This is a genomic window from Streptosporangium sp. NBC_01810 (assembly GCF_035917355.1).
Taxonomy (GTDB): Bacteria; Actinomycetota; Actinomycetes; order Streptosporangiales; family Streptosporangiaceae; genus Streptosporangium.
Genome location: NZ_CP109070.1, coordinates 2,717,163 through 2,742,788, shown reverse-complemented (window position 1 = coordinate 2,742,788; position 25,626 = coordinate 2,717,163). Strand labels below are relative to the sequence as shown.

General features: G+C 67.9%; 25 protein-coding genes and 1 pseudogene. 19 read left to right on the top strand and 7 right to left on the bottom strand.

Annotation, left to right across the window (positions count from 1 at the left end):
* Positions 1 to 90 precede the first annotated feature (90 nt).
* A complete protein-coding gene (locus OIE13_RS12400) occupies positions 91 to 360 on the bottom strand; it encodes a hypothetical protein (protein ID WP_326640003.1) in 270 nt (89 codons plus the stop codon).
* Between the two features lie 97 nt (positions 361 to 457).
* Between OIE13_RS12400 and OIE13_RS12395 the strand changes: the two genes are divergently transcribed.
* Together OIE13_RS12395 and OIE13_RS12390 are read left to right on the top strand one after the other, a co-directional pair.
* Positions 458 to 997 (top strand): STAS domain-containing protein, encoded by a 540-nt coding sequence (locus tag OIE13_RS12395; protein WP_326640004.1) that lies wholly within the window; start codon positions 458 to 460, stop codon positions 995 to 997.
* Between the two features lie 229 nt (positions 998 to 1,226).
* On the top strand, positions 1,227 to 2,537 hold the full coding sequence (locus tag OIE13_RS12390) for a PP2C family protein-serine/threonine phosphatase (RefSeq protein ID WP_326830027.1): 1,311 nt from the start codon (positions 1,227 to 1,229) through the stop codon (positions 2,535 to 2,537).
* A 43-nt stretch (positions 2,538 to 2,580) separates the two neighbouring features.
* On the opposite strand, the gene OIE13_RS12385 is transcribed toward OIE13_RS12390, so the two are convergent.
* The gene (locus OIE13_RS12385; protein WP_326640008.1) at positions 2,581 to 3,069 is read right to left on the bottom strand and encodes a flavodoxin family protein; all 489 of its coding nucleotides are present in this window, start codon (positions 3,067 to 3,069) and stop codon (positions 2,581 to 2,583) included.
* A 325-nt stretch (positions 3,070 to 3,394) separates the two neighbouring features.
* Between OIE13_RS12385 and OIE13_RS12380 the strand changes: the two genes are divergently transcribed.
* The gene (locus tag OIE13_RS12380; protein WP_326640010.1) at positions 3,395 to 3,937 is read left to right on the top strand and encodes a PRC-barrel domain-containing protein; all 543 of its coding nucleotides are present in this window, start codon (positions 3,395 to 3,397) and stop codon (positions 3,935 to 3,937) included.
* Here OIE13_RS12380 and ltrA read toward each other — a convergent pair.
* From ltrA to OIE13_RS36650, 3 genes and pseudogenes are all read right to left on the bottom strand, one after another.
* Positions 3,852 to 5,231 carry a group II intron reverse transcriptase/maturase gene (gene ltrA, locus OIE13_RS12375; protein WP_326829502.1) on the bottom strand — a complete coding sequence of 460 codons (1,380 nt, stop codon included), beginning with the start codon at positions 5,229 to 5,231 and terminating at the stop codon, positions 3,852 to 3,854. The genes OIE13_RS12380 and ltrA overlap by 86 nt on opposite strands.
* Before the next feature lie 595 nt (positions 5,232 to 5,826).
* Entirely contained in the window at positions 5,827 to 6,417 is a 591-nt protein-coding gene (locus tag OIE13_RS12370; protein WP_326640012.1) for an IS630 family transposase, read from the bottom strand.
* Positions 6,418 to 6,451: 34 nt separating this feature from the next.
* Positions 6,452 to 6,658: pseudogene (locus tag OIE13_RS36650) on the bottom strand (helix-turn-helix domain-containing protein); the annotation flags it as partial.
* 367 nt (positions 6,659 to 7,025) lie between these two features.
* Between OIE13_RS36650 and OIE13_RS12365 the strand changes: the two are divergent.
* From OIE13_RS12365 to OIE13_RS12300, 14 genes are all read left to right on the top strand, one after another.
* Positions 7,026 to 7,595 carry a methyltransferase domain-containing protein gene (locus OIE13_RS12365; protein WP_326640013.1) on the top strand — a complete coding sequence of 190 codons (570 nt, stop codon included), beginning with the start codon at positions 7,026 to 7,028 and terminating at the stop codon, positions 7,593 to 7,595.
* Positions 7,574 to 8,779, top strand: a complete 1,206-nt coding sequence (locus OIE13_RS12360) for a molybdopterin-dependent oxidoreductase (RefSeq protein ID WP_326640014.1) — start codon at positions 7,574 to 7,576, stop codon at positions 8,777 to 8,779. The genes OIE13_RS12365 and OIE13_RS12360 overlap by 22 nt, the downstream gene beginning before the upstream one ends.
* A complete protein-coding gene (locus tag OIE13_RS12355) occupies positions 8,776 to 10,977 on the top strand; it encodes an NAD(P)/FAD-dependent oxidoreductase (protein WP_326830026.1) in 2,202 nt (733 codons plus the stop codon). The genes OIE13_RS12360 and OIE13_RS12355 overlap by 4 nt, the downstream gene beginning before the upstream one ends.
* Complete coding sequence (locus OIE13_RS12350; protein ID WP_326640018.1) at positions 10,970 to 12,412, top strand: hypothetical protein; 1,443 nt, start codon at positions 10,970 to 10,972, stop codon at positions 12,410 to 12,412. Before OIE13_RS12355 ends, OIE13_RS12350 begins: the two co-directional genes overlap by 8 nt.
* A gap of 165 nt (positions 12,413 to 12,577) precedes the next feature.
* Positions 12,578 to 13,057 (top strand): DUF4158 domain-containing protein, encoded by a 480-nt coding sequence (locus OIE13_RS12345; RefSeq protein ID WP_326830025.1) that lies wholly within the window; start codon positions 12,578 to 12,580, stop codon positions 13,055 to 13,057.
* 45 nt (positions 13,058 to 13,102) lie between these two features.
* Positions 13,103 to 14,272 (top strand): tyrosine-type recombinase/integrase, encoded by a 1,170-nt coding sequence (locus OIE13_RS12340; RefSeq protein ID WP_326830024.1) that lies wholly within the window; start codon positions 13,103 to 13,105, stop codon positions 14,270 to 14,272.
* Positions 14,269 to 14,598, top strand: a complete 330-nt coding sequence (locus tag OIE13_RS12335; RefSeq protein ID WP_326830023.1) for a hypothetical protein — start codon at positions 14,269 to 14,271, stop codon at positions 14,596 to 14,598. The genes OIE13_RS12340 and OIE13_RS12335 overlap by 4 nt, the downstream gene beginning before the upstream one ends.
* Before the next feature lie 66 nt (positions 14,599 to 14,664).
* Entirely contained in the window at positions 14,665 to 14,952 is a 288-nt protein-coding gene (locus tag OIE13_RS12330; protein WP_326828510.1) for a transposase, read from the top strand.
* 47 nt (positions 14,953 to 14,999) lie between these two features.
* Complete coding sequence (locus OIE13_RS12325) at positions 15,000 to 15,629, top strand: IS3 family transposase (protein ID WP_326828511.1); 630 nt, start codon at positions 15,000 to 15,002, stop codon at positions 15,627 to 15,629.
* 84 nt (positions 15,630 to 15,713) lie between these two features.
* Positions 15,714 to 16,799: a tyrosine-type recombinase/integrase gene (locus tag OIE13_RS12320; protein ID WP_326828512.1), complete on the top strand. Its 1,086-nt coding sequence runs from the start codon at positions 15,714 to 15,716 to the stop codon at positions 16,797 to 16,799.
* Positions 16,774 to 18,684, top strand: coding sequence for a tyrosine-type recombinase/integrase (locus tag OIE13_RS12315; protein WP_326830022.1), 1,911 nt, complete (start codon positions 16,774 to 16,776; stop codon positions 18,682 to 18,684). The genes OIE13_RS12320 and OIE13_RS12315 overlap by 26 nt, the downstream gene beginning before the upstream one ends.
* The gene (locus OIE13_RS12310; protein ID WP_326828514.1) at positions 18,681 to 18,980 is read left to right on the top strand and encodes a DUF6262 family protein; all 300 of its coding nucleotides are present in this window, start codon (positions 18,681 to 18,683) and stop codon (positions 18,978 to 18,980) included. The genes OIE13_RS12315 and OIE13_RS12310 overlap by 4 nt, the downstream gene beginning before the upstream one ends.
* 62 nt (positions 18,981 to 19,042) lie before the next feature.
* The gene (locus OIE13_RS12305; RefSeq protein ID WP_442816052.1) at positions 19,043 to 19,240 is read left to right on the top strand and encodes an IS3 family transposase; all 198 of its coding nucleotides are present in this window, start codon (positions 19,043 to 19,045) and stop codon (positions 19,238 to 19,240) included.
* Between the two features lie 160 nt (positions 19,241 to 19,400).
* A complete protein-coding gene (locus tag OIE13_RS12300) occupies positions 19,401 to 20,807 on the top strand; it encodes an IS1380 family transposase (protein ID WP_326643688.1) in 1,407 nt (468 codons plus the stop codon).
* Positions 20,808 to 20,996: 189 nt separating this feature from the next.
* On the opposite strand, the gene OIE13_RS12295 is transcribed toward OIE13_RS12300, so the two are convergent.
* The gene (locus OIE13_RS12295; RefSeq protein WP_326830021.1) at positions 20,997 to 21,155 is read right to left on the bottom strand and encodes a hypothetical protein; all 159 of its coding nucleotides are present in this window, start codon (positions 21,153 to 21,155) and stop codon (positions 20,997 to 20,999) included.
* Between the two features lie 62 nt (positions 21,156 to 21,217).
* Between OIE13_RS12295 and OIE13_RS12290 the strand changes: the two genes are divergently transcribed.
* Both OIE13_RS12290 and OIE13_RS12285 read left to right on the top strand, forming a co-directional pair.
* The gene (locus tag OIE13_RS12290; RefSeq protein WP_326830020.1) at positions 21,218 to 23,881 is read left to right on the top strand and encodes a Tn3 family transposase; all 2,664 of its coding nucleotides are present in this window, start codon (positions 21,218 to 21,220) and stop codon (positions 23,879 to 23,881) included.
* A 553-nt stretch (positions 23,882 to 24,434) separates the two neighbouring features.
* A complete protein-coding gene (locus tag OIE13_RS12285) occupies positions 24,435 to 24,782 on the top strand; it encodes a hypothetical protein (RefSeq protein WP_326830019.1) in 348 nt (115 codons plus the stop codon).
* Positions 24,783 to 24,854: 72 nt separating this feature from the next.
* On the opposite strand, the gene OIE13_RS12280 is transcribed toward OIE13_RS12285, so the two are convergent.
* On the bottom strand, positions 24,855 to 25,382 hold the full coding sequence (locus OIE13_RS12280) for an FAD-binding oxidoreductase (RefSeq protein WP_326830284.1): 528 nt from the start codon (positions 25,380 to 25,382) through the stop codon (positions 24,855 to 24,857).
* Positions 25,383 to 25,626: the final 244 nt, after the last annotated feature.

Genomic DNA, 25,626 nt, shown 5'->3' with positions numbered 1-25,626 from the left:
CGCCGTGGGTGGCCATATCGCCGCCAGAGACGCCTTTTCCAAGTTTCGGCAGCATCGCTGCTATGGTGCGTCCTTCTTCGTACAGATCGATCAGGCGAGGATCCACATAGGATGCCCGGACCAAGGCGGTGTGTTGCCGAGATAATCGGCGACCTCTGCCATGACCCGGGCAACGGCGCGTCTGCGTGCTCTGGTCGAAGCGGTGGGTGCGGAGACCGCCAGCCCTACCTCGGCGAGTACGGTCGCGTGCCAGGTTCTGAAGTCCTTCGCTGTGACCTCCATGCCGAAGAGCTCGTACAGGTAGGTGTTGATGTCCTCGCTGCGCACGTCGTGCCAGGCGGCGGTGAACGGCGAAGCCATGGCTCGCCTGCGGTTTTCCGGGGCTACGGCCCAACGGCCACCGGCGACGAGAGGTCTGAACGACGCGTGCGAAGTGCCCTCGGTAACCCTTCCAGCCTTGCACGCCCGTAGGAGTGGTTACGCCGCCTGGGACGGGTATGGTGGGCTCTGGTCCAGAGACGCGGCCGCCTTCCGCCCTGCTCGCGAAGGTGAACGCCATGTCTGCCGGCCCGATCTTCTCATCCTCGCCGCCACGGCCGATGATCCTGGCGCGCTGCTGGAGATACGGACCTGGCGACTGGAGTCGCTGCGGATTCTTCGCCTCCTCGGTGAGCTGGACGCCTTCACCGCCCTCCGCGTCCGCGCCAGACTCGATGAGGTGGTGCTCGCCCGCCGTGAGCTCAGGCTGATCGTGGATCTCACCCAGCTGACCTTCATAGCCTCGACAGGGGTGGGCCTGCTGCTGGAGATTCGGGAACAGGTCGGCGAGCGCGGGGGACGCCTGATCGTGATCCTCGCTCCGAAAAGCCGTCTCCCGGCGTCTTTTCAAGCTGACCCGTATGACGGATCACTTCGAAGTCGCGGAGAACCTGAGAGAGGCGGTACGCGCCCTGCGGCAGGCGGAGCGCGACCTGGCACTGCGGGGCGAGACCGGTGAAATGCCGCAGGCACCCTCTACTCGCCGACCAGTTCCGACTTGAGACCGATGGGTAAGAAACGTCCGAAAGGCGGCGATCCGAGGTGGATGGCAGCCGTGTCCGAAGGCACCTTCGGACACGGCCGATCCAAGAGAAGTCTACAGTAAAGCGGATAATTGTCTCTTAAGGGAATATAAGGGATGAATGGTCAGCGAAGGTGGGTAAGCGTATGTCGGCGGTAGCGCGGAGGTGAAGACCTCTCCTGGCCCCGAGCGGATGCTGGTGGGGCTGTTGCGGGCCAGTCACCTGGCGGCTCTGGAGCAGGTTCCGGGCCTGGTCGGTGAGCATGCCGCGTCCGCGGGCATGACCGAGGTGCTGATCTACCTGGCGGATCTGCAGCAGAACATGCTGCGCCTGTTGACCGGTGAGGGCCAAAGCGCCGGGGAGGACGCGAGCACGGAGGTCGCCGAGTTGCGCGTCGATGCGACCTTGGCCGGGCGGGCCTTCCAGGAGGTGCGGATCCTGGCCGGCACCGGCGGCGGTGCCGGTGCCGAGGTGGGCACCGACGAGGATGTCGGTGGTGTGGAGCGGTGGTGGGTGCCGCTGCTGGACGGCACCGAACGCCTGGGGGTGCTGCGCATCAGCATCGAGGCCGGCGCCGACGCGCAGAGCCAAGACAAGCAGAGCCAAGACAAGCAGAGCCAAGACAAGCAGAGCCAAGACAACATGCGGGACCTGGCGTCGCTGGTGGCGCTGTTGCTGGTCGACAAACGTCCCTGCAGTGACTCCTACGCCCGACTGGTGCGTACCCGGCCGATGCACGTGGCCGCGGAGATGCAGTGGACGTTGATGCCGCCGCTGACCTTCGCCGACCACCGGGTGACCATCGCCGCGGCGCTGGAGCCGGCCTACCAGGTCGGCGGGGACGCCTTCGACTACGCTCTCGCCGGTGATGTCGTGCATGTGGGGATCTTCGACGCGATGGGCCACGACGTCTCGGCCGGGCTGAGCGCCAACCTGGCGGTGGCCGCCTGCCGCAACAACCGCCGCCAGGGCGCCGACCTGGCCGCGACCAGCGAGGCCGCCGAGCAGGTTCTGATCACCGAGTTTGGTCAGGCCACTCGTTTCGTCACCGCGATCTTGGCCGATCTGGACACCTGCACCGGGGTGTTGTCCTGGGTCAACCGCGGTCACCACCCGCCGGTGGTGATCCGCGGTGGCCGTTGGGTCACCACGTTGGAATGCCGGCCGGCTCATCCGATGGGCTTGGATCTGGGCCTGGCGGTCACGATGTGCCGCGAGCAGTTGGAGCCCGGGGATCGGGTGGTGTTCTACAGCGACGGCATCATCGAGGCCCGCAACGCCGCCGGCCAGGAGTTCGGCCTGAACCGTTTCGTCGACTTCATCATTCGCCGCACCACCGACGGCCTGCCGGCGCCCGAGACACTGCGCCGCCTGGTGCGCAGCGTGCTGGACTACCACGACGGTCACCTCCAAGACGACGCCACGGTGTTACTGGTGGAATGGCACGGCCACGCCCATGAGCGGCTGCGCCTGTGAGACGCGGGGCCTGAACCGGCAGAACCGGGCCTCAGTTAACGGATCACTGGGTCATCTGGGCGGCCGTCGGCTGCCCGCAACGCCGCGTCCAGACCTGGCCTGGGACGGTGTAGCCGATGTCGCCGAGCCCGTCGGCGATCTCGGAGATGACGTGGGGGGCGCCGTCCTCGTTGCCGGTGACCAGCACTCCGGCGACCCGGTTGTAGGCCACCGGCCGCCCCGCCTCGTCGGTCTCGGAGATCATCGCGTCCATCCGCTCCAGCATCCGCTGCGCCAGCGAGGACGGCCGCCCGACCCAGGTGGGGGTGACCACGACGAGGATCTGTGATTCGAGCAGCCTCGCGTGCACTACGGGCCACTGGTCGACGCCGTCGCCCAGGTCGGTGACCACGCCGGGCGGGATGTCCAGGTCGGCCGGCCGCAACGCCATGACCTGTACTCCCAGCGCGTCGATCACCACCTGGGCCGGCCGTTCGGTGTTGGACGGCTCGGGTGAGGCCTTCAACGTGCAGTTCAGCACCAGCGCCCGCATGGACCATCTCCTCGACTCGACGTACCGATGACGCGAGCACGGCGGACAGATTCGCCGACATGCCCCAGCCATCACGATCACTGTCTGGACACCTTTCCGAAGCGCACCCCTTCGAACATGCCGGTGGATCATTGCCCTGATCGCGAACTTTCACCCGGCGGTCAACACCGCGCGCCACACTGCACAGCAATGATCTTGTTTGAGGTCGCCGTCGTCTCCCGAACAAGATCAACGAAGTTCGCGGGCAGGTCTCCGCGACCTGTTTACCGAAAGCGCCAGGGGTAGAGCTGTGGGTTTCCTACCTTCGCTGACGAGGAGAAACGCCGTGACCGAGAACCTGTGGAACTACCGCCCCGAGGTCCGCGGCGAGCAGGTCCTGGACCTGGCCGGGTTCGACGTGGAAGCCACCGACGGCAAGATCGGCTCGGTGGACGAGGACAGCAACGCCGTCGGCGACAGCTACCTCGTCGTCGACACCGGTTTCTGGGTCTTCGGCAAGAAGGTCGTGCTGCCGGCCGGCACCATAACCAAGATCGACCCGCAGGAGCGCAAAATCTACGCATGCGCCCGTCCGAACTCGATCTCTCACCGCCACCCAGCATGTACCAAAACTTGTAGGGTCGGGGGCTGGCGCGGTGGCTTCTCCTGGCGGGAGGGCCTGGGGCCTTCCTTCCGTCGGTTTCCCGGACGGGTGTGCCACCCCAGTGGCCGTGACCAGGTTCTTCGCTCCGTTTCCAACCCCCGCCACCTCGATCCGTGCATGCGGTTCTCCCGCACACGGCTCACCGACGTCGTTCACCGCCGGCATTCGGCCTTTCCCGCCAGGGCTTGCCCGCCCTGGGCGCGACGACGATTCCATACAGGCTGATCAAGCCGAGATCGCTGAGCGAGCGTTTCAGCACGCCCCGGCCGTAGCTCCGGCTGCGCCGGTGTTTTCGGCTGAGGAACAGCGCCAGGCGCATCCAGGCGAACTCTCTGATCTTGCTAAAGCGCCGGGCAGAATGCCCGTACCGGAAATAGCCAGCCCATCCCCGCAGGAACAGGTTGACCTCCTTGGTGATCGCTTCGGTGCGAAGCAGCAGCCTGCGGCCGTCCGTGAGGTCACGGATCCGGTCGCGGGCGTGTTGCATCGCCCTGTCTGAGGGCCAGCGAGCGAGGAAAACGAACGGCCGTTTCCCGTTGAACCCGCGTGAGCGCACCAGCCGGTGGTGAAAGCCCAGGAAGTCCAGGCCTTCCCCACCGACCTCCAGGTGCACGATGCGGGTCTTGGCGGCCTTCGGCTCCAAACCGAGTGCCGCCAGCAGCTCCGTCAGGCGGGCCAGGGCCCGCTCGGCTTGACCGCGGGACCAGCACATCACGATCGCGTCGTCGGCATAGCGGGCCGGCACGCCGTCCGCCTCGTCCCACGCCCGATCCAATCGGTGCAGGTAGACGTTACAGAGGACGGGTGAAACCACGCCGCCTTGTGGCGTGCCGGTGACCTCTCGCCGGATCTGTCCGTCCTCCATCACCCCGGCGCGCAGAATCACCCGCAGGAGCTTCAGGAGCGACTGATCGCAGACGCGTTCCTCGATCGCACGCATCAACTCATCGTGCGGAATCGCCGAAAAGCAGTTGGCGATGTCCGTCTCGACCACCCACCGGCGGCCCCGCGCCTGCTCCTCAATGAGCACTTGCAGAGCATCGTGTGCTGAGCGCTTCGGGCGAAACCCGAATGAGCAATCAGCCATGTCCGCCTCGAAGACCGGTTCGAACACGATCTTCACAGCGGCCTGCACGATCCGATCCCGAACAGCGGGAATCGACAACGGCCGGTACTCGTCCTTCAGCCCAGGCTTGGGGATCATCACCCGGCGCGCGGGCAATGGCCGATACCGGCCCTGCCGAAGTTCCGCGGCCAACTCCTCAAGAAGCCGGACGATCCCGTACTCCTCGATGTCGGCCAGCGTGGTCGCGTCGATGCCCGGTGCGCCGTTGTTGCTGCGCACCATGACCCACCCGCGCTCCAGAACGTCTCTGCGATAGACCTTGTCCATGAGCGCGTGGAACCGACGTCCGGGATCGGCCTTGGCCGCCCGGTAGAGCACATGCTGCAAGGCGCGGACCGGATCACGCGGAACACGCGGCCCCACGGCGGCGGGAATAGCCAAAACGGCACTCACCGAGCCCCTCCTCCACCTCAATATGCATCGACGAAGTAGCGGCCCTTCCCTCACCGCCGGTTATGTTGTCCGGTCGGCTCAAGCAGTACTACGGCCGCCTCCGACGCCCACCCGGCCAGCAATCCACTTCCCGGCGTTGACCGGTTATAGGACGCCACGCTCCGGTAACACCTTCCGCAGGTCACCGGGCCGGGGAGGGCCTCCCCAGTTCCCGCCGTCACTATCGATACGTTCCGCGCCCCATACGCCGGGGAGTTCTTCGCGGCTGCAATTTCCAGGCTCTTCGCCGCTTCCATGGCCTTCACCCCGATCACGAGGGGCTCGGCTCTCCCTTGTCCCGTCCGAAGACGGCTGAGTAACGACGCCGCAGGCTTCGCGTCATGCTACGGACCGCATCGTCGCTCCCCCTTAAGGGCTTTTGACGCTGGGCTTCGACCCCGCCCGTTTCCAGACGAAGCCGCCAGCCTGCTACCGGGCCTCCTGGCAGCTACCCGGACCGGACTTTCACCGGCAAGCGACGACGAGCTTACGAACATGCAGATCAGCCGCTATGTCACGGCTTCACCTCCAGTTCTACTGGGCGCACATGATCGGCTCAGTAAGCAGGCAGGAAGAACAGGCGCAACCGGCCGCCGGTACGCGCGACGAAATCACCGACCGCCCGGGCGGTGTGGATCGAGGAGCCGTCGACGATCAGGAGGATCGGCCCGGTGACGGTCCGCAGCAGGTGCGCGCAGAACCCCAGGAACGCCCACCGGTCCATCGACCCGTGCCTCAGCCGGTAGCGCAGCGTGCCGTCGGCTCCGACCGCCGAGAACATCTTCACCGACCGGTGCTCCGCCCCGGCGCGCACCACAGGGGTCCGCCCGACCACCCCCCAGGTGGTACCGGCCCGGTGATCGACACGCATGCTCATCTCGTCGGCGAACAGCACCACCGCCCCCCGCCTGCGCGCCTGTCGGCGGATCTCGGGAAAGACCACCGTCGTCCACCCGGTGACGGCCACCGCATCACGCCGCCACGCCCGATAGACCGGGCGCTGCGGCGACAGGCCCAGCTCGCGCAGCAACCTCCCGGCCGCCGCCACCGACAGACCGATGCCGAACCAGGCCGCGATCACCATCGCCACCAGTGCCCTGGTCCACAGTGCCACAGCCGTGCCCAGCACCTGACGGGGGGGTGACATCACGCACCACCGCCTTGACGGTCTGCTCTTGGCCGGGCGTCAGCCGCCGCGGCCGGCCCGGCGCCTTCTTGATCCGCAGCGCCTCGAGGCCGCCCGCCCGCGCCTGGCGTTTCCACCGGAACACCGACTCGCGGCCCACGCCCAGCGCGTCGGCCACCCGATCGGGTGACATGCCCTGCTCCAGCAACCGGAGGGCGAAGACCTTCTCCTCGAACGTCGCTCTGCGACCTTTTCTGGCCATACCCCCAGCATGTGCTCGCCGGAAATCGATCTCCCACCGCCACCCAGCACGTACCAAAACTTATGATCGGCTCAGTACATGTTTTTCGCGCCATGAAGAAAGATCTTCGTGGCGCTTTCGGTGCGTGCGCGCACAGCGGGGAGAAGAAGGTCCGTCATGGGTTTGTAAGAGTTTGCGGCGTCCTGTCGCGGTAACGTCAGACCATGATCGCCGAAAGTCGCCTTAACGATTCATTGGAATCGCATTCCGAGAATGCATTATTCGGGGGAAATACCGTACGCCTCAATGATTTTTCCAGTGTTTTCTGTGGGGGCGGGAAAGTCGCGTGATCGGCGCCTTCTATGAGGATTCCCTGCGAGGAGGAAGCGTGCACATCGAGTATGCCGACGGCCGCGTCCGGCCGCTCGTCTCCGAACGCTGGCTGCGACCGATCGAGGGCGATGAGCACATCCTGGCCCGATGCGGCGGGCCCACCCTCGATGTCGGTTCGGGGCCCGGGAGGCTGACCGTGGCGCTCACCCGGATGGGCGTTCCCGTCCTGGGCATCGACGTCACCCCGCTGGCCGTCAGCCTGACACGGCGCGCCGGCGGCCTGGCCCTGCGCGGCAGCGTCTTCGACCCCCTTCCCGGTACCGGCCGGTGGTCCGAGGCGCTGCTGGCTGACGGCAACATCGGCATCGGCGGTGACCCGGAGGCCCTGTTGCGGCGCCTGCGGGAGCTGCTCAGGCCAGGCGGTGCGGTGATCGCCGAGCTCTCCCCACCGGGGTCGCGCAGCACGGTGGAACGCGTACGGCTGCGCCAGGACGAGCGGGCGGAGGACTGGTTCGCCTGGGCGACCGTCTCCGCCGACGACATCGGCGCGCTCGCCCGGCGCTGTGGATTCCCCGGCGCCGAGCGCTGGAAGGAGGCCGGGCGATGGTTCGTGACCCTGTCATGAACGACCCCGTCACGAACGACCCTCCCGCGAGAAGGAGGCCCGTCGAGGCGGCCACCGCGCTCGTCCGGAGCCTGCCCGGGCGCTTCACCAGCCCCCTGCACTCCGAGCGTGTGGCCGCCCAGCTCGGCATATGGCTCGGCATCAGCTTCACCGTCGCCCTGGTGACGGGCCTGATCAGCCACTTCATGCAGCATCCGCCGCCGTGGATGCTGTGGCCCTCGCGGCCGGTCAACCTGTACCGGGTCACGCAGGGGGTGCACGTCATCGGCGGGCTGGCCACGATCCCGCTGCTCCTGGCCAAGCTGTGGAGCGTCTACCCCAGGCTGTGGCAATGGCCGCCCTTCCGGTCCCTCTCGCACGCCGTGGAGCGGGGGCTGGTGCTCCTACTCGTCGGTGGCGCGCTGTTCCAGCTCGTCACCGGCCTGCTGAACATCTCCTACGCCTACCTGTGGCCGTTCTCCTTCCCCGCGGCGCACTACTGGACGTCGTATGTGCTCTACGGCGCCCTTCTCATCCACGTGGTCAACGAATGGGCGAAGGTCCGCGCGAACCTGTGGACCCGCGAGCGCGTCGAGGCACCGGAGGTGACCCGGTCGCGGCGCCGTTTCCTGGGCACGGTCGCCGCCGCCTGCGGGCTCACCGTCATGGTCACCGTCGGCGAGACGTTCGCGCCGCTGTCGAAGCTGGCGGTTCTGGCGCCGCGGGCCCCGCAGGCGGGCCCGCAGGGCGTCCCGGTGAATAGGACGGCGGTCGCGGCCGGGGTGACCGAGACGATCCGCCGCCCGGACTTCCGGCTCGCGATGACGGGGGCGGTGCGCGCCGAACTGTCACTGACCCTCGCCGAGCTGGCGGCGATGCCGCAGCACACCGCCCGGCTGCCGATCTCGTGCGTGGAGGGGTGGAGCGCCGAGGCCGAGTGGGGCGGGGTGCGGCTGCGCGACCTCGCCGAGCGCGCCGGCGTCGCACCGGAGGCCGTCCTGGTGGTCGAGTCGCTCGAACGGTCCGGCGCCTACAACTCCAGTGAGGTGCGGGCGCCGCACTGGAACGACCCGCTCACCCTGCTGGCCCTGCGGATCGACGGCAGCCCCCTGGACCCCGACCACGGCTACCCGCTCCGGCTGATCGCGCCCAACCGGCCGGGAGTCCTGCAGACCAAGTGGGTCACCAGGGTGGTGGTGTCATGAACGGGAGGATCCGCCGCCGGTCCGCGTACGGCGTGGGCGCCGCTTTGATCATCACGGGATTCACCGGCCTGCTGCTGGAGGCCGACCGGACCGATCCGCTCGGCTGGGCACTGTGGTTCGGCGGCCTGATCGTGGCCCACGACGCGCTCATCGTGCCGCTGGTCCTGCTGGCCGGCGCGGCCACCGCCTGGCTGCGCGAGCCCTTCCTGTCACCGGTGCGCGCCGCACTGGTCACCGCGGGAATCCTCTGCCTGGTGGCCCTTCCCGCGGTCCTCGGCATCGGCAGGAGGGCCGACAACCCCTCGCTGCTGCCCCTGGACTACGGCCGCAACCTGGCCGCCGTCCTGGCCGTGATCGCGCTCGCCGCCGCCTGCGCGATGGTCGTGTCCCGCCTGCGCACCCGGCCGAGGGAAAGGACCCGGGTATTGCTGGGCGCGGTCGCGGGGCTCGCGGGCGGCCTGATCATCGGCTCCCTCATGGCCTACCAGGGCATGGTGGGCCCCGCCGGCTGGGCGTCCTTCGTCGTCCACGCGGTGATCCTCGGCGCCGTGCTGGGAGCCGTCGCCGGGGAGCGGGCACGGGACCTGGCCACGGCCTTCTCCTGCGGCATACTCGTCGGCCTGCTCGACTGGGTGGTGTGGCACCTGACGCTGCGGCCTCTCCTCGCGGGCGAGATCCCCACCTGGACGATCACTTCCGGAGACCGGTCCTTCCACGTCCTGGTCGGGAACGTCCTCCTGGGCGGGATCACCGGGGCACTGCTGTACGGAGCACTCACCGCCCACCGCCTGGCGGCGACGCGATCCGCGCCCGCCGCGCCGGTCGCGCCGCCCCGGGTCGTCATCGTCGGCGGCGGCTTCGGCGGGGTGAGCACGGCGCGGAGGCTGGACCGCCATGCCGCCCGGGGGCTGCATGCCGAGGTCACCCTGATCAGTGACACCAACGCCCTGCTCTTCACGCCGATGCTGGCCGGTGTGGCCTCCAGCGCGCTGGAGCCCCGGCACGTCAGCGCCCCGGTGCGCGCCGCCCTGTCACACACGGCGTTCCTGCACGGGCACGTGGACGCGATCGACACGGTACGCCGCGTCGTGCACGTGACGACCGGGGAGGAGGGCATGGCGGCGGTGCCCTACGAGCATCTGGTCCTGGCCGTCGGCTCCGTGCCGCACTACTTCGACCTGCCCGGCCTGGCCGAGCACGCCTTCGCGTTGAAGACGATCGGCGACGCTACCCGCCTGCGCAACCACGTGCTGGGCGCGCTGGAGGACGCCGACCTCGAACCCGACCCGGTGCGACGCGCGCAACTGCTGACCATCGTCGTCGCCGGCGGCGGCTTCGCCGGGACGGAGCTGATCGCCGAGCTGTTCGACCTCGTGCACGGGGTGCTCCACCAGTATCCGAACATCCGCGACCGCGAACCGCGTTTCGTCCTCGTGCACGCCGGTGAGGGCATCCTGCCGGAACTCTCCGCCGAACTCGGCGCGTACGCGCTGGAGAAGTTGCGCGGCAGGGGGATCGAGTTCCATCTGAAGACCCGGGTCGCCGAGGCGAGCCCCGGTGCGGTACGGCTGAGCGACGGGCAGACGATCCCCACCTGCACGCTCGCCTGGACGGCGGGCAACCGCCCGCACCCTCTCGCCGGGGCGCTGCCCGCCGAACACGGCCGCGGCGGGTCCGTCGTCGCGGACCCGTTCCTGCGGGTCACCGGGATCGACGGCCTGTGGGCGATCGGCGACTGCGCGCGCATCCCAGGCACCGACGGCCTGCCCTGCCCTCCGACCGCGCAACACGCGCTGCGCGAAGGGCGGACGGCCGCGGACAACATCGCCGCCGTACTCCGTGGCCGCCCGCCCGCGGAGTTCCGCTTCCGGGGTCTCGGCATCCTGGTGGCGCTGGGTCACCGAACCGCTGTGGCCGAGATCCGCGGCCACCGGCTGTCAGGGCTGCTCGCCTGGATCATGTGGCGGGCGATCTACCTGGCCAAGCTTCCCGGAGGGGAGCGGAAGGTGCGCGTCCTGGCCGACTGGTTGATCGACCTGGCCTTCCCCCGCGACATCACCCTCACCCCCTCCCCGCCTCCCTCCCGCCTAGGCACGACACCCGCACCTCCCGCCGGCTCCGGTGAACCCGGGAGCGGCGGGGAGCCCGGGAGGCCCGAGGGGCCCGCACCTTCCCTTCCCGGAGGAGACCATGAGTGAGCCGACCGGCGAGCTGACGCGGAGCGGCCGAGGCACCCCGTCCGGGGTGCTGCCCGGAGCCGTGGCCGGACTGGCCGGTGGGCTGGTCTTCGGCGTCGTCATGGCGCTGATCGGCTTCCTGCCCACGGTCGCCGCCATCGTCAGGACCGACTCGATCCCGGTGGCCTTCACCGTGCACATGCTGTTCGCGGCGATCATCGGAGCGGGCTTCGGGATCCTCGTCGTGCGGCAGCGGACCCACGCCAGCGAACTGCTGTTCTGGGGCCTGGTCTACGGGGCCCTGTGGTGGTTCCTCGGCCCGCTCACCCTGCTGCCGATCCTGCTCGGCAAGCCGGTCACCTGGGATCTGGCCAGCGGCCAGAACCTGCTGCCGAGCCTCATCGGCCACCTTGTGTACGGCACGGTCACCGCGGCGGCGTTCGCGTTCCTGAGACGCTCGAAGGCGCCCGGGGCCCGGCGGCCGCGGGTCGCGAGCGTGGTCCGGGGCCTTGCGGCGGGGGCCCTCACCGCCCTGGTACTGGTCGTCGGCCTGCGCGTCATGGCCGAAGCGGTGCCCTACGGCCTGCCGGCCACCGGCCTTCTCCTCGGAGCCGGATACCCGCTGCTCTTCGGCGACCGGCCGGAAGGCACCGGCCCCGCGCTGATCCGCGGCATGGCCTACGGCTTCGCCTGGTGGATCCTCGTGGCCCTGACGATCCCCTCCCTGATCTCGGACGGGACGCTGAAGTGGTCCCTCACCGGCGTGCGGGACGCGGTGCCCCAGTTGCCCGCCCACCTGCTCCTGGGGGCCGGGACCGCCGCCCTCTTCGTCTGGCTCGGCGGCCTCGCGCGCGTTCTGCTGGAGGAGGACGTCCGGCGGCTGCGCCCGCAGACGTTCGGTCCCGGCAGGTTGCGCGCCGCCGGGTACGGAGCCGTGTCCGGCCTGGCCGGCGGCCTGGTCTTCGCCCTGGTGCTGTTCCCGAGCGGCCTGCTGCCCACCGTGGCCCGCCTGGTGGGCGCCACCACCGCCATGCCCGGCCTCCTGGCCCACCTGGTGATCGCCATGGCCGTCGGCGTCTCCTACGCGACCTTCTTTCGCGGCAGGAGTTTCGACCTGACGTCCGGGCTCGGCTGGGGCGTCTCCTACGGCTTCCTGTGGTGGATCCTCGGCGCCCTCACCCTGACGCCGGTCCTGCTGGGCGGGCCCGCGCGGTGGACCGCTGCCGACCTGGCCGGGGCCTTCCCCGTCCTGATCGGTCACCTGGCCTACGGCGCTGTCCTCGGCGCTCTCTACCAGCGGCTGGAACAGCGGGCCAGCCCGTGGTGGCTCACCCGCGGCCAGGCCGACGCCGAACGCAGGACCGCCCTGCGCGAGCAGACCCTCGGCTCGGCCCCCGCGCTCTGGACCCTGGTCCTGCTCATCGCCCTGACCCTGCCCATTCTGATCACGAACTGACCTGTCGCGCCAGCCGCTCCTGGGGTCCCGGTAGTAATGAAGAAATTTCCAACGAAGTAGCCTCTGACCTGTGATAACGGAGGTGTTTGACCGCCTGTGGCGGTTGGTGATCACTGCCGCTACGTTCGTTCCGGTTTTGTCCGGTACGGCAGGTGGGGTGGTGCGTTGTCCGAGAAGATGTTCTCCGAGGAGCAGTTGGAGCAACTGCGTTCGTTCCCGGAGATCAGCAGCGATGAGTTGATCCGATATTTCACGCCGACGTCGGCTGACGTGGCGTTCGTCGACCCCGGTCGTGGGCGGCGCTCGGTGGATCAGCTGGGCATGCTGGTCCAGCTGTGTACGCTGCCGTGGCTGGGATTCGTGCCCGACGATGTGGCCTCGGCGCCGCCGGCGGCCGTGGCCCGGGTCGCGCAGCGGCTGGGCGTACCACCGGCGGCGCTGCGACTGTACGGGCACCGGGCCCAGACCCGCTCGGACCACCTGGCGCAGGTCGCCAGGTACCTGGAGTGGAAGAGCGCTCCCGCAGAGGGCCAGGCGATGAAGGAGCTGGAGCAGTTCCTGCTGGACCGGGCGTTTACTGACCGTAACCAGACTGGTACGCGACGTTCGATGAACCGGCCTATGTCGATCTCTGTGAGTGGTTAACCTTCCAAGCTCTTGGCGTTCGTGACGTGCTGTCGGGAGTTCGGCATGCGGCTTGTGCTTGGGAGTTTGAGGGTTCAGGACGTTCGTCGTTCTGACGGGGGACGGTCGTACACGATCGTGTGGCCGGAGGGCGCGGTCCATGCGGAGGCTGATCGTTTCCTGCGGACGTACGAGGAGTCTGGGACGCAGCGGACGTATGCGTACCTGCTGGTGGATCATCTACGGTGGCTGGAGCGGGAGGCGCTGGCGCTGGAAGCGGTGTCGTTGTCGGATCTGCAGCGGTACATGGCCGCGATCGGAGCGAAGGCGCGAGGCCCGTACGGCGAGCCCTGGCGGGTCGGCAAGAAACCCTACGGACCGGAGACTCTGTCGACCGCGGCGTCGGCAGTGAAGGGGTTCTACCTCCACCAGGCTGGTCTGGGGATCAACGAAGAACTCGGCGCGCAGCTTGCGCGGACTCGGCTGCCGACCAAGGCCGATCGCAATCGGGCGCTGCTCGGGCACGTGACCCAGAATCTGCCCGCCAACCCGCTGGCTCCACGCAGGGTACGCCGCCGACACCCCAAGATGCAGCCGGAAGGCGCTCGTGATCGCCTGCTTGAGGCGGTGCGCACGGCTCGTGATTGGCTGGCGGTCACGTGGCTCGCGGACGGCGGCTTCCGGATTGGCGAGTTGTGCGGACTCCACTTGGCGGACCTGCATCTTCGTGACCGAGCGGGCTGCGGCGAGTGCCACTCCCCGCATGTTCACGTTTGTCATCGGGAGCTCAACCCGAACGAGGCCCGGGCCAAGACGAAGTACCCCTGGTCGGTCGAGGACGGGATCGTGCGCGGCGGGCTGATCAAGAGAGTCAGCCCAGCGATGATCCACACCTACTTCGAGTACATGACGAGCGAGTACCCGGCCGGGGCCGCGCACGGGATGCTACTGGTCCAGCTGCACGGGCCGGATCACGGGGAGCCTTGGACGACGGCCGGGGCTCGCGGCATGCTGAGCCGGGCGGGTAAACGAGCGGAGCTGGGCAGGATTCGCCCGCACGGATTCCGGCATGAGTTCGCCACCGCCGTACTCGAGGCTTCCGGCGGGAACCTGCTGGTGGCCCGGGATGCTGGCGGGTGGGCGTCCACGGCGGTGGTCGACGAGATCTACGCCCACGTCGACATCCACGACCCGGTGTTCGACGGCGCGCTGCGCAAGGTCTGGGGCCTCGCGTGACCGCAGCCGAGCAGCTCCTGCCCATCGTCAGCCGACAAGACAGGGCGAGTGGTGACCGACTGGAACTGCTCACCGCTCTCATTAACGCCCCGAACTTCGACCCGGTGTTCAGGGACGAGATCGTGCGGATCCCCGCAGACCACCCGACCTACCGGTGGATCTGCGCCGTGGATCAATGCGAGCGAGCACCGGGGCTGGGCCAGGAGCTTTGCCATGCTCACCGCGCCGAGTGGACGAAGCAACGCGAGGCCGGCGGCAACCTCGTGGAGTTCATGGCGGCCGCCGGGCCTGGAGACGCGGCGCCCGACTCGGCGGGCAAGGTCTGAGCTTCCCCCCGTAGCACGGCCACCTCACCTGAGTTGACCCTGTGTCGGCTGGGAAGGAAGTGCTTCGTGCCTGCACCTCACCCGATCGAGTTCCGTCAGCGTGCCGTCGAGCTTGCCCGTAAGGGTGATAAACCGGTCTCTGTCCTTGCTAAAGACCTGGGTATCAGCGATTCCTGTCTGCGGAGTTGGATGCGCCAGGCCGACACCGATGACAACGGCGGCGCGAAGCTGACCAGCGCGGAGAAGAAGGAACTCTCCGATCTGCGGCGTCGAACCCGGCAGCTTGAGCTGGAGAATGAGACCCTCAAGCGGGCTGCTGCGTATTTCGCCCGGGAGAACGTGCTCCCAAAATAGGGTACGCGCTGGTCCGTGAACTCGCCGATGATGACTTTCCTGTCGCGGTGGCCTGCCGGGTGTTGAACATTTCCAGATCGGGTTACAAAGACTGGGTTGGCCGGCCGCAGTCTCCACGCGACCAAAGAAACACCGAACTATTGAAGCTGATCCGTGACATCCATAAGACGTCACGTTACAGCTACGGCTCACCGCGGGTCCACGCGGAGCTGACGCTCGGCCTGGACCTGGAGATCAACCGCAAGCACGTCGAACGGCTCATGCGCGAGGCCGGCATCCAGGGCATCTACCGGCGCAAGGGCCGCCGCAACCTCGTCAACGCCGCCACCGAGGAGGATCTGGTCCGCCGGGCCTTCACCGTGGAAGCGCCGGACCGGCTGTGGGTCAGCGACATCACCGAGCACCCCACTGACGAAGGGAAACTGTATTGCGCCGCTGTCATGGACGCCTATTCTCGTCGCATCATCGGCCATTCTATCGACATAAGCCAGACTAGCGCTCTGGTCGTCGACGCGATGGTCATGGCCGTCGCCCGCCGTAACCCGCCCAGCAAGAAGACGGTCCTGCATTCTGACCACGGAACACAGTACACATCGTTCTCGTATGGGAAACGGCTCCGCGATGCTGAACTCCTCGGCTCGATGGGAACCGTCGGAGATTCCCTCTTAACCGGCTAACTCTTGCGTTTCCCCAGGTCAGCGACACGCCGAAGCGTGGTTCTTGCTGGCTTGCTGTGGTCATCGCCGGTACATCTGTTTCTCGTGATCACAGAGTCCGGACTTCGGCTTGAGGAACGAGACGGCGGCTGGGAGCTGGCTGGGCCGACCGCCGCGCGGTTCGTGCTGGTGGATGAGTACCTGGCGCATCTGGCCGACCGGAACTACTCGCCGAAGACAGTCCGTGCCTACGGGTATGACCTGCTGGCGTTCTGCCGGTGGCTCGCCGCCGAGGACCTGCCGTTGCCCGAGGTGACGACGGAGGTGCTGCTGAAGTTCCTGCGGGCCTGCCGGGAGGCGAAGGTCCCCGGCCGTCCCGGTCCGAACGTGGTCGCGTTGTCGGGCCGCCGGATGGATCAGTACGCCGCCACGACGATCAACCGCCGGTTGGCGGCGATCTCGGGGCTGTTCGCGTTCGCCTCGATGCGCGACCCGGAGGCCAAAAACCCGGTCCCGAAGGGCCGGGAGGCCCGCTGGCGGGTGCCCGGTGAGCGGTCGGGGATGCTCGCGCACACGGTCCGCCGGCCGAAGAACCGTTCCTCGCTGCGGCTTCGCGAACCACGCCGCCTGCCCAAGGCGTTGTCTCAGTCCGACGCGGCCGCGCTGTTGGCGAGCTTTCACACCTGGCGGGATAAGGCGATCGCGGGACTGATGCTGTATTGCGGACTGCGCTCTGCCGAGGTGCTCAGCCTGGATGCCGCCGATGCCGACATCGGCGGCCGGTGGCTGAAGGTGGTCGGCAAGGGGGAGCGGGAGCGGCGGGTCCCGCTGGACGCCGACGTCGCCTCGGTGATCCAGGTCTATCTGCTGGCCGAACGCCCCGACTCCGACAACGCCAGACTGTTCCTGGTGGCCAAGGGCCCCAGCCGAGGCAGGCCGCTGACCGCGGCGGGCCTGCGCACGATCTTCCGCTATCACCGCGAGCTCACCGGGATCGTCGGCGGGCACCCACACGCGCTGCGGCACACGTTCGGCACGGCCCTGGCCGAAGCCGGGGTTGATCTCGCGGTGATGCAGGCCCTGCTCGGCCACGCGCACGTCGACACCACCGCCCGTTACATCCATCTGGCTCCCGCCCACGTGAAAGCCGAGTTCGATGCCGCCCGTGACCGCATGCGCGCCCAACCCTGACCAGCAGTGCCCTGACCTGCACGCCGCCTATCTGGAGTATCTGCGGCAGACCGGACGGGGGAACGTCTCCTACGAAAGAGCCTCTCGCGCGTTCTTCCGGCGCTGGCCCGCTCCTGAGCGTTGGACGGCCGAGCCGCTGGCGGTCCGGCTTGCCGCCAACAGCGCGACCCGGCCGCTGATCACGTTCCTGATGCTGCACGGCGGGCTGCGGCCGGGCTATGACTATCTGCTGGAACGCAAGCTCTCCAGTATCTGGCGGGAGGTCACCGACTCGCCGATCGGCGCGGATCTGGATCGGTTCATGACGGGGGCGGCCGAGTTGGGGTTCACCGCACGGGTCCGGTTCGCCACCGGCTCCCAGGTGCCGGCCCGGCTGCTCATCCAAGCAGGCCGCCGGCTGGAGGAGCTCACACTGGCCGACCTGGCCGAGTTCACCACGGCCTGCACCGACCGGCAGGACCGCACCGGCAAGGGCCACCACCACTACCTCGCCGCGGTCAGCAATGCCCAGCGCGTCCTGTTCCACCTCGGGATCGTCGACGAGCTGCCCCGCTCGGGCGGGCCGGTCCCATTCGAGCAACGACTGGCCGAAGTACGGGCCCCGATCCGCGAGACGATGATCGCCTACCTGGAACGCAAACGTGCGACCTGCCAGCCCAAGACGGTCTCGGCGATCGCGACCCGGCTCAAACACTTCGGGGTGTTCCTCGCCCAGACCGACCCCGCCCTGGACTCGATCTCCTCACTGGAGCGGCGCAAGCATATCGAGCCCTACCTGACGTCGCTGGTCGACGCGGTCAACTCCAAGAACGACGAGCTGATCACCGTCGCGGACCGGTCCCGGCGGGTGCTCGCGGTGATGGGGTTCTTGACCGACATCACCGAGTGGGGCTGGGCCGAGGCCCCCGCCCGCAAGCTGGTGTTCCGCGACGACAACCCAAAGCTTCCGCAGGTCCTGCCCCGCTACCTGCCCGTCGATGCCGACCGTCGCCTGGCCGAGGTTCTCCGGGACCGCCCCGGCAACGAACTGGCCGCCTGCGCCCTGCGGCTGCAACGCGCCTGCGGACTGCGGATCGGGGAACTGCTCGATCTGGAGCTGGACTGTGTCCACGAGGTTCCCGGCCACGGCAGCTGGTTGAAGATCCCGCTCGGGAAGCTGGAGACCGAGCGGATGGTCCCCCTTGATGAGGAGATCCTCGACCTGATCGATCAGATCATCGACCTGCGCTCGCACGGCAGACCGATGCCGCATCCCCGCTATCGGCGTCCGGCTCAGTTCTTGTTCACCCACCTGGGACGGCGTCTGGGACAGCAAGCGGTGCGTGCCGAACTCCATCGCGCCGCCCAAGAGGCCGGGCTCGGTCACATCACCTCCCACCAGCTCCGGCACACCTACGCCACCGCTCTGGTGAACGCCGGAGTCTCGCTGCAAGCACTGATGGCGCTGCTGGGACACGCCTCCGCCGAGATGAGCCTGCGCTACGGACGACTATTCGACACCACCGTCCGCGCCGAATACGAGCGCGCCCTCGACCTGGCCAAACAGCAGGCCCGAATCCCGGCTACCGGCCGCATCAGCCTGCCTCTGGCCGACATCACCGGCGGAGCGGGCTGGAAGGACACCCCGCTGATCAAGTCCAGGATGTCCGGCGGGTTCTGTCTCCGCGCGCCGGCCCAGGGCGCCTGCACCTACGCCAACATTTGCGAGCACTGCCCCAGCTTCCACGCCGAACCCAGCTCACTGCCCATCCTCGCCGCTCAGCGCGTTGATGCCGAAGCTCTCGCCCAAGACGCCGAGAATCGAGGCTGGATCACCGAAGCCGAACGGCACCGCCGACTCATCACCCGACTCGACAACCTGATCAGCGAGGCCCAAACCGGATGACCAGCAGCAACACCCTCAACCGGGTCGAGAGAGCCTGCGCCCGACTCCACCACGACGGCCACCCCGTCACCTTCACCGCCGTCGCCGCCCTCACCGGACTCGGCCGCACCACCCTCTACCGCAACCCCACCCTCCGGGCCGTCATCGACGAGCACCGGCACCGCACCACCACCAGCGGAACCCTCACCGGCCTCACCGACGAGATCGCCACTCTCCGAGCCGCTCTCGATGCCATCGCTGCCCGCGTCCGGCATCACGAAGAACAACTCCGCCGGCTCACCGCCCGCACGAGCTGAAAGCGTTAACCGGCCAACACCAGAACGCGAGATCATTAGCCGGATAATGCTACGACAATGCCATGATGGAATCGTTCTGGGGAACGATGCAGCTCGAACTGCTCGACGTTAATAAATGGTCAACAAGAGCCGAGTTGGCCAGCGCGATGTTTGAATGGATCGAGTGCTGGTATAACCCGTATAGGCGTCATTCCAGCATCGACATGAACAGTCCAATCGCGTTCGAAGAGCTCTACAAGCCCTCAGACGCAACCTCGTGATCCCACACCATCGGTGGCTGTCGTACGGGGGGAACCTCAGCCTGGATCCACCGAGCCGATTCTGAACTGAAGATCCTGAAATGAGAGGAGGTGCCCTCCGACCTGGGATGATGGGAGTTCTTCAGGCTTCCGTCACCTTGATCGAGAGGACACCTCTCAAGTGCAATTGTTCCACGACTCTGCCAAGACCCATGCGATCTTCGATGAGGAGCGTGTAGTCGCGTACGGCGGGCTGGGGCCGGTGATGCGGCTGGCCGAGCGGTGCGGCCTGAGCGACCTGGCGGGCGAGCACGTCACTCCCACCGGCCGGGACGGCGTGAACCCGGCGGCGAAGATCGGCTCGATCGTAGCCGGGATGGCCTGCGGGGCCGACAGCATCGATGATCTGGACGCACTGCGCCACGGCGGCATGGACACGTTGTTTACCGGTATCCGCGCACCGTCCACGCTGGGATCGTTCCTGCGGTGCCTGGCCTGGGGCAACGTCCGGCAGATCGAGAAAGTGGCCCGCCTGCTGCCGGCCCGGCCGGCCGCCCATACGCCGTTGCCGCCCGGCGCGGACGTGCTCGCCTTCCTCGATGTGGACTCGATGCAGCGACGTACCTACGGCTACAAGAAGCAAGGATCGGGGTTCGGCCACACCAAGATCGGCGGCAAGGGCGTGCTGGTGCGCGGACTGAACGTGCTGGCCTCCACACTGTCCACACCGCTGGCCGCCCCGGTGGTGACCGGCACCCGGCTGCGCGGCGGAAGCGCGAACTCCGCCCGCGGCGCGGCCTGGTTCGTGCGTGAGTCGATCGGCGCGGCACGATCAGCGGGCGCGAGCGCCACCCTGATGATGCGCGGGGACTCGGCGTTCTACACCGCAGGCGTGATCAACGCCTGCCACACGAACGACGTGCGCTTCTCCGTCACCGCCAAAATGGACCCCAAGATCAAAGCCGCGATCGCGGCGATCGACGAAACCGCCTGGACAGCGATCAAATACCCCAACGCCATCTTCGACGAACAAGCAGGGGGCTGGATCTCCGACGCCGAGATCGCGGAGGTCGCCTACACGGCGTTCGCCGCGAAGAAGGGCCAGGCCATCACCGCCCGGCTGATCGTGCGCCGGGTCAAACGGCTCAACTCGCAGACCGGGCTCCGGCCAGAGGAACCGTTCCCGCTCTACCGCTATCACGCGATCTTCACCGACAGTCCGTACGCCCTCGGGCAGGCCGAGGAACAACACCGTGATCACGCGGTCATCGAGCAGGTCAACGCGGACTTGATCGACGGGCCATTAGCGCACCTGCCCTCGGGCGTGTTCACCGCCAACGCCGCCTGGCTGACCTTGGCGGCGATCTGCCACAACCTGCTGCGCGCGGCCGGCTGCCTGGCCGGAACCTTTCACGCCAAGGCGCGCGGCGCCACCCTGCGCCGCCATCTCATCGGCGTGCCCGCCCGCATCGCCCGGCACGGCCGGGGCCACCTCACCCTGCATCTTCCCCGGTATTGGCACTGGCGGCACGCATGGATGAACCTCTTCCAAGCCGTCCACCGGCTGCCACCGATCCGCGCGGCTTGACCCGTCCCCGCCCTGCCACCGCTCTTCCCTCGACCTCCACGGTCACCCGCGCCCTCGCGCACGAACCCCGCCCCCGAGCCCGTGAACGCCTGGACAATCCGTGACCCGCGCACGGCGGGTTCTCCACACCCCAAATCAGACCCCCGTCAGGCAAAACGGTCCTGGTGAAGGAATCGAACCGAAGAATGATCACCAGAATTCACGCCGTGGATCCAGGCTCAGAACAGCACCCTCCAAGAGAGAGTCCGCCAGCTCACGCAGGAGAACCGAACCCTCGGCGAGCGTCTCCAAGCCGCCCGATCCAACGCCCGCTTCGCCGACCGCCGACTCTCTCAGCTCGAAGCCCAACTCCTTGAGGAAACTGGGCCAGCCCCGAGCTGACCGAGCCACGTGGCGAACATGCACGCCACATGAACCCCAAGGCCAGCCCCTCCAAGACATCAAGATCACTCAGAAAACGGGCGATGGAGCACGACTCGCCCACGCTGCTGTTCAACCTGGCGCGCGAGTACCTGATGGCGGCCAAGGTGATCCGGCCCGGCGCGCTCATCTTGGCCAGGATGGTCGGCACGGCCCGCAAGGGCGCCTCCGATCTGACTTCGCAGCTGGTGGGGCACCTACTGACGGCAGAGCTCCGCGCTGACTTGGAGCGGATGCTGCTGGTCGATGCGGGGCTGGGAATGACCCGGCTGGAGTGGCTGGTCAGCCCGGCCCGGGACGCGTCGGCGACCTCGGTGAAGACGGCGATCGACAAGCTGACCTGGCTGCGCGCGATCGACGCCCACCAGATGGATGTGTCGGTGCTGCCGAACGAGCGCCGCCGGTTCCTGGCCCAGGTCGCACGCCGCTCGACCAACCAGGGGCTGGAGCGGCGCAAGGAGCGTAAGTTCCCGATCCTGCTGGCGTTCGTCGCTCAGGCCGCGGTCGACCAGCTCGATGAGGTGGTGGCCCTGTTCGATCAGGCGGTGTCGGCTCGTGAGTCGCGGGCGAAGTCCAAGACGGATGAGGCGCTGGTCGAGCGGGCCAAGCGGGGCGAGGCCCGGCAACTGGTGATGGACGTGATCCTGCCGGTGCTGGCCGACCCGTCGATCCCCGACGATGAGGTGGGCGGGATGCTACGCGAGCGGATCGGCATGCAGCGGCTGCGGGAGATCACCTCTGATGCGTGGAAGCCGCTGCCCCGCGATCACGGCCGGCTGTCGGAGCTGGAGTCCTCCTGCACCTATCTGCGTCAGTTCACCCCGAACGTGCTGGCCGCGATCGACTTCCAGGGCGGGCCGGGCACGGGCGAGCTGATGGAGGCGGTGGCCATCTTGAAGGAGATGAACCGGCTCGGCGGCCGGAGGGTGCCCGCGGGGGCGCCGACCGGCTTCGTGCCCGCCAAGTACGCCGACTACCTGGCCAAGGCCCGCAAGTCCGGGGAGGACACCGCCTATCGTCACTTCTGGGAACTGTGCGTGATCTTGTGCTTGCGCGATGGGCTGCGCAGCGGGGATGTGTTCGTGCCCGGCTCGCGCCGCTACGCCGATCCGGCCACCTACCTGTACACGCCCGAGCAGTGGGCACCCAAGCGCGCCGAGTACTGCCGCCTAGTGCGCAAGCCGCCGAACGCGGCCCAGGCGCTGGAGCAGGGCAAGGAGGAACTGCACGAGGCCCTGCAAGAGCTGGAGAAGCTCCTGGCCGGCGCCGCACCGGATGACACCGGCATGGTCCGGCTGGATGAGGACGAGCATCTGGTGGTGCCGCCACTGTCGGCCGAGGACGTACCGGCCGAGGCCAAGGCGCTGAAGGACGAGCTGGCCGGGATGCTGCTGATCGAGCTGGACGCCCGCACCGGCTTCCTGGACTGCTTCACCCACGCTGGCGGGCGCAAGCTGGCCAAGTCGGCGGAGACCAAGCGCAACATCCTTGCTGTGCTGATCGCGATGGCCACGAATTTGGGCCTGGCACGGATGTCAGAAGCGTGTGGGGTGTCCTACGACGTGCTGGCCTGGACGATGGAGTGGTACGTGCGGGAGGAGACGCTGCGCGAGGCCAACACGGTCATCGTCGACCACCACTATCAGTTGGAGCTGGCCAAGGTGTTCGGCGGCGGCACCATGAGCTCATCCGACGGCCAGCGCTTCCCGGTCCGGGGTAAGACTCTGACCGGCCGGAACATGGTCATCCACGGCGGTCAGGTGTTGTCGACCTACACCCACGTCTCGGATCAGTGGTCGACCTACGGCACGAAGATCATCGTGCCGACGGCGCGGGAGGCGCACTTCGTCCTGGACGACTTCCTCGGCAATGCGACCGACCTGCCGATCGTCGAGCACGCGACCGATACACACGGCGCCACGCTGATCAACTTTGCCCTGTTCGACCTGGTCGGCAAGGCCCTCACCCCGCGGATGCGGGATCTGACCCGGGTCACCCTGGTGCGCGACGACACCCCGACCGAGATCAGTAGGCGCTACCCGCATGCCGGGCCGCTGCTGGGCGCGCGCTGGAATGAGGATCTGGTGGCCGACTGCTGGCCGGACCTGCTGCGGATGGCCGGCTCGTTGAAGTACGGCCAGGCCACCGCCTCGCTGATCGTCGGCAAGTGGTCGGCCGCCTCCCGACAGAACACCCTGGCGGCCGCGCTGAAGGAGTGGGGCATGCTGAGAAGAACCGTGCACCTGGCCAAATACCTGTCGGACCCGGCCTTCCGGAGGAAGATCTCCCGGCAGCTGAACAAGGGGGAAAGCCTGCACGCGCTGCGCCGAGACCTGCACTACGCCCAGCAGGGCGCCATCACCCGCCCGCATCTGGAGCAGCAGACCGAGCAGGCGTGGTGCCTGACCGTTTTGACCAACTCGGTGGTCGCGTGGACGACGGAATATTATTCCAGAGCGGTGCTGGAGTTGCGCTCGCAGGGCCGGGAGGTGCCGGACGAGATCCTTTCGCACATCTCGCCCGGCCACAGCGACAACATCAACTTCTTCGGCGTCATCAACGTCGACGTCGAGGCGGAACTGGCCAAGCTCGACACCAGCGGATGGCGGCCGCTGCGGCCCGCGCAACTACGCCAACTGGGGCTGACGCCCTGACAGGCCCTGCGCCGCGCTCCGGTCCTCGGAATGTGGAGAGACGAAAACGTGCGCTAAGGCCGTTCGCCCAGCTCAGCTATAGCGCGACCAACATTGCACAGTGGGCGCTGGCGTACGTTCTCGTTTCCATCAAGCTGGTCAAACGCTACGCCGCGGTGGGTAACACTACTTACTCACCGATCGGTGAGAGCGCCCTGTAGCACAACGGGCAGGCCAAGAATTGGGCCGTCCTCCGCTGGCGAGTTCGCCCCGTGATGGCCTACGACAAGAGCCAGAACACCGAGGTTCCTTACCCTCCAGCATAGGAACCCGTGACAGGGCGTTCTGCTGGGGGTGCTAGGCTGCTGATCGTTGGCTGTTGGATTTCCGGATGAGAGGGAGGTGAGGTTTGATGACCGCGGTGAAGACCGCTGCCGTGTGCAGCGCCCGGACATTTCTCACGTCCCGGGCCCCGGTCTGACCCACTTCTTCCCCTCGCCGTAGCCGTCCGGCTTAGGACGGCGGGGGTGATGTCTGCGTCTCGTCGGGGCCCCTTCCCGCAAGGTGCCTCACGTTGCCAAACCTCTTCACAGATCCATCCGACATCGGCCTGACCCGGTACGGATGGACGGAAACACTCGACAACGCCTTCGCCGAACACCACGAGGCCGGCCTGGTACCGGCCCGGATCGCACGGGTGGATCGCGGCCTGTGTGACGCGGTCACCGAGTCCGGCCCGGTGCGGGCCGCCTTCACGGCGCTGTATTCACCCGACCCGCTCCTGGCGCCCTGCACCGGCGACTGGGCCGCACTGCGCCCGGGCCGCGAACCGGGACTGGGCCTGTCGTTAAGGACGCTGTCACCAAGTACACGCGAGCGAGTTGGCCCAGGTAGCGGGGCACTGGAGTGCTCGCCGGAGTGAGCGCCCCACGGCGACATGGGCGGCGACGGCGTCGATGCCTGACCAGGCGTAGCAAGGGAGCCGGCGTTCATGTCAGTCTCCGCTGGGGCCGAATCGTTCGGTCTTGATCCGGGCAGGATCGTGGCCGAGATGGACGAGCAGGTCGGCGGCGGCCTCGACGAAGCCGGTCGGTCCGCACACGAAGCAGGCGCTGCCCGGCGGATCGAGATCGGTGGCGATCAGGCGGCCGGGTGGACGTGAATGATCGTCGGGTGCCTTGCGCGTGTAGAGGAGGCTGACCCGCACTCCGCTGCCGGGGCGCATCAGTTCGTCGGCGTAGTAGAGCTGCTCCGGTGAGCGTAAGAAGTAGATCAGGGGGAACGGGGTGTCCGCGCCCGCCTTGCGGCGGGCGCGGATCATGGACATCAGTGGCACGATGCCAGCGCCGCCGGCGACCAGCAACACCGGTGTGGTGCAGGTCGGGCGCCAGATGAACCAGCCGCCGATGGGGCCGCTGATCTCCAGTTGGTCGCCGATCCGCAGGTGCTGGGTGAGGTAGGGGGAGACCTCGCCGTCTTCGGCGCGTTGCACGGTCAGCTCGACGCCTTCGGCGCCGGCCAGGGAGTAGCTGCGGCGGGGTTAAGCCTCCGTGACCCGGACTACGCGGGTGACGGCCGTCACGGAACCGCAGGGCAGCGGCTGGTCCGAGGGGTGCACCGTGGTGGCCACGGGCGCCTTTCCTAGGATGCGCCAGCGGTATGCGATGGAACGGGAATGTATGCCAAGGACCTCAGCCGCCTTGCGCTCACGCGCGACGGCTGACCTGCATGAACGGGCTTAACGTACGTTTCCGTTCCGCCACACT

What these genes read in the sequence shown, in the direction of transcription:
- OIE13_RS12360 (WP_326640014.1), top strand. Translation starts at nt 7,574, where the DNA reads ATGGTTCGTGACCCTGTCATGAACGACCCCGTCACGAACGACCCTCCC.
- OIE13_RS12370 (WP_326640012.1), bottom strand. Translation starts at nt 6,417, where the DNA reads ATGTCACCCCCCCGTCAGGTGCTGGGCACGGCTGTGGCACTGTGGACC.
- OIE13_RS12305 (WP_442816052.1), top strand. Translation starts at nt 19,043, where the DNA reads ATGATGGAATCGTTCTGGGGAACGATGCAGCTCGAACTGCTCGACGTT.
- OIE13_RS12350 (WP_326640018.1), top strand. Translation starts at nt 10,970, where the DNA reads ATGAGTGAGCCGACCGGCGAGCTGACGCGGAGCGGCCGAGGCACCCCG.
- OIE13_RS12385 (WP_326640008.1), bottom strand. Translation starts at nt 3,069, where the DNA reads ATGCGGGCGCTGGTGCTGAACTGCACGTTGAAGGCCTCACCCGAGCCG.
- OIE13_RS12310 (WP_326828514.1), top strand. Translation starts at nt 18,681, where the DNA reads ATGACCAGCAGCAACACCCTCAACCGGGTCGAGAGAGCCTGCGCCCGA.
- OIE13_RS12290 (WP_326830020.1), top strand. Translation starts at nt 21,218, where the DNA reads ATGAACCCCAAGGCCAGCCCCTCCAAGACATCAAGATCACTCAGAAAA.
- OIE13_RS12340 (WP_326830024.1), top strand. Translation starts at nt 13,103, where the DNA reads ATGCGGCTTGTGCTTGGGAGTTTGAGGGTTCAGGACGTTCGTCGTTCT.
- OIE13_RS12400 (WP_326640003.1), bottom strand. Translation starts at nt 360, where the DNA reads ATGGCTTCGCCGTTCACCGCCGCCTGGCACGACGTGCGCAGCGAGGAC.
- OIE13_RS12355 (WP_326830026.1), top strand. Translation starts at nt 8,776, where the DNA reads ATGAACGGGAGGATCCGCCGCCGGTCCGCGTACGGCGTGGGCGCCGCT.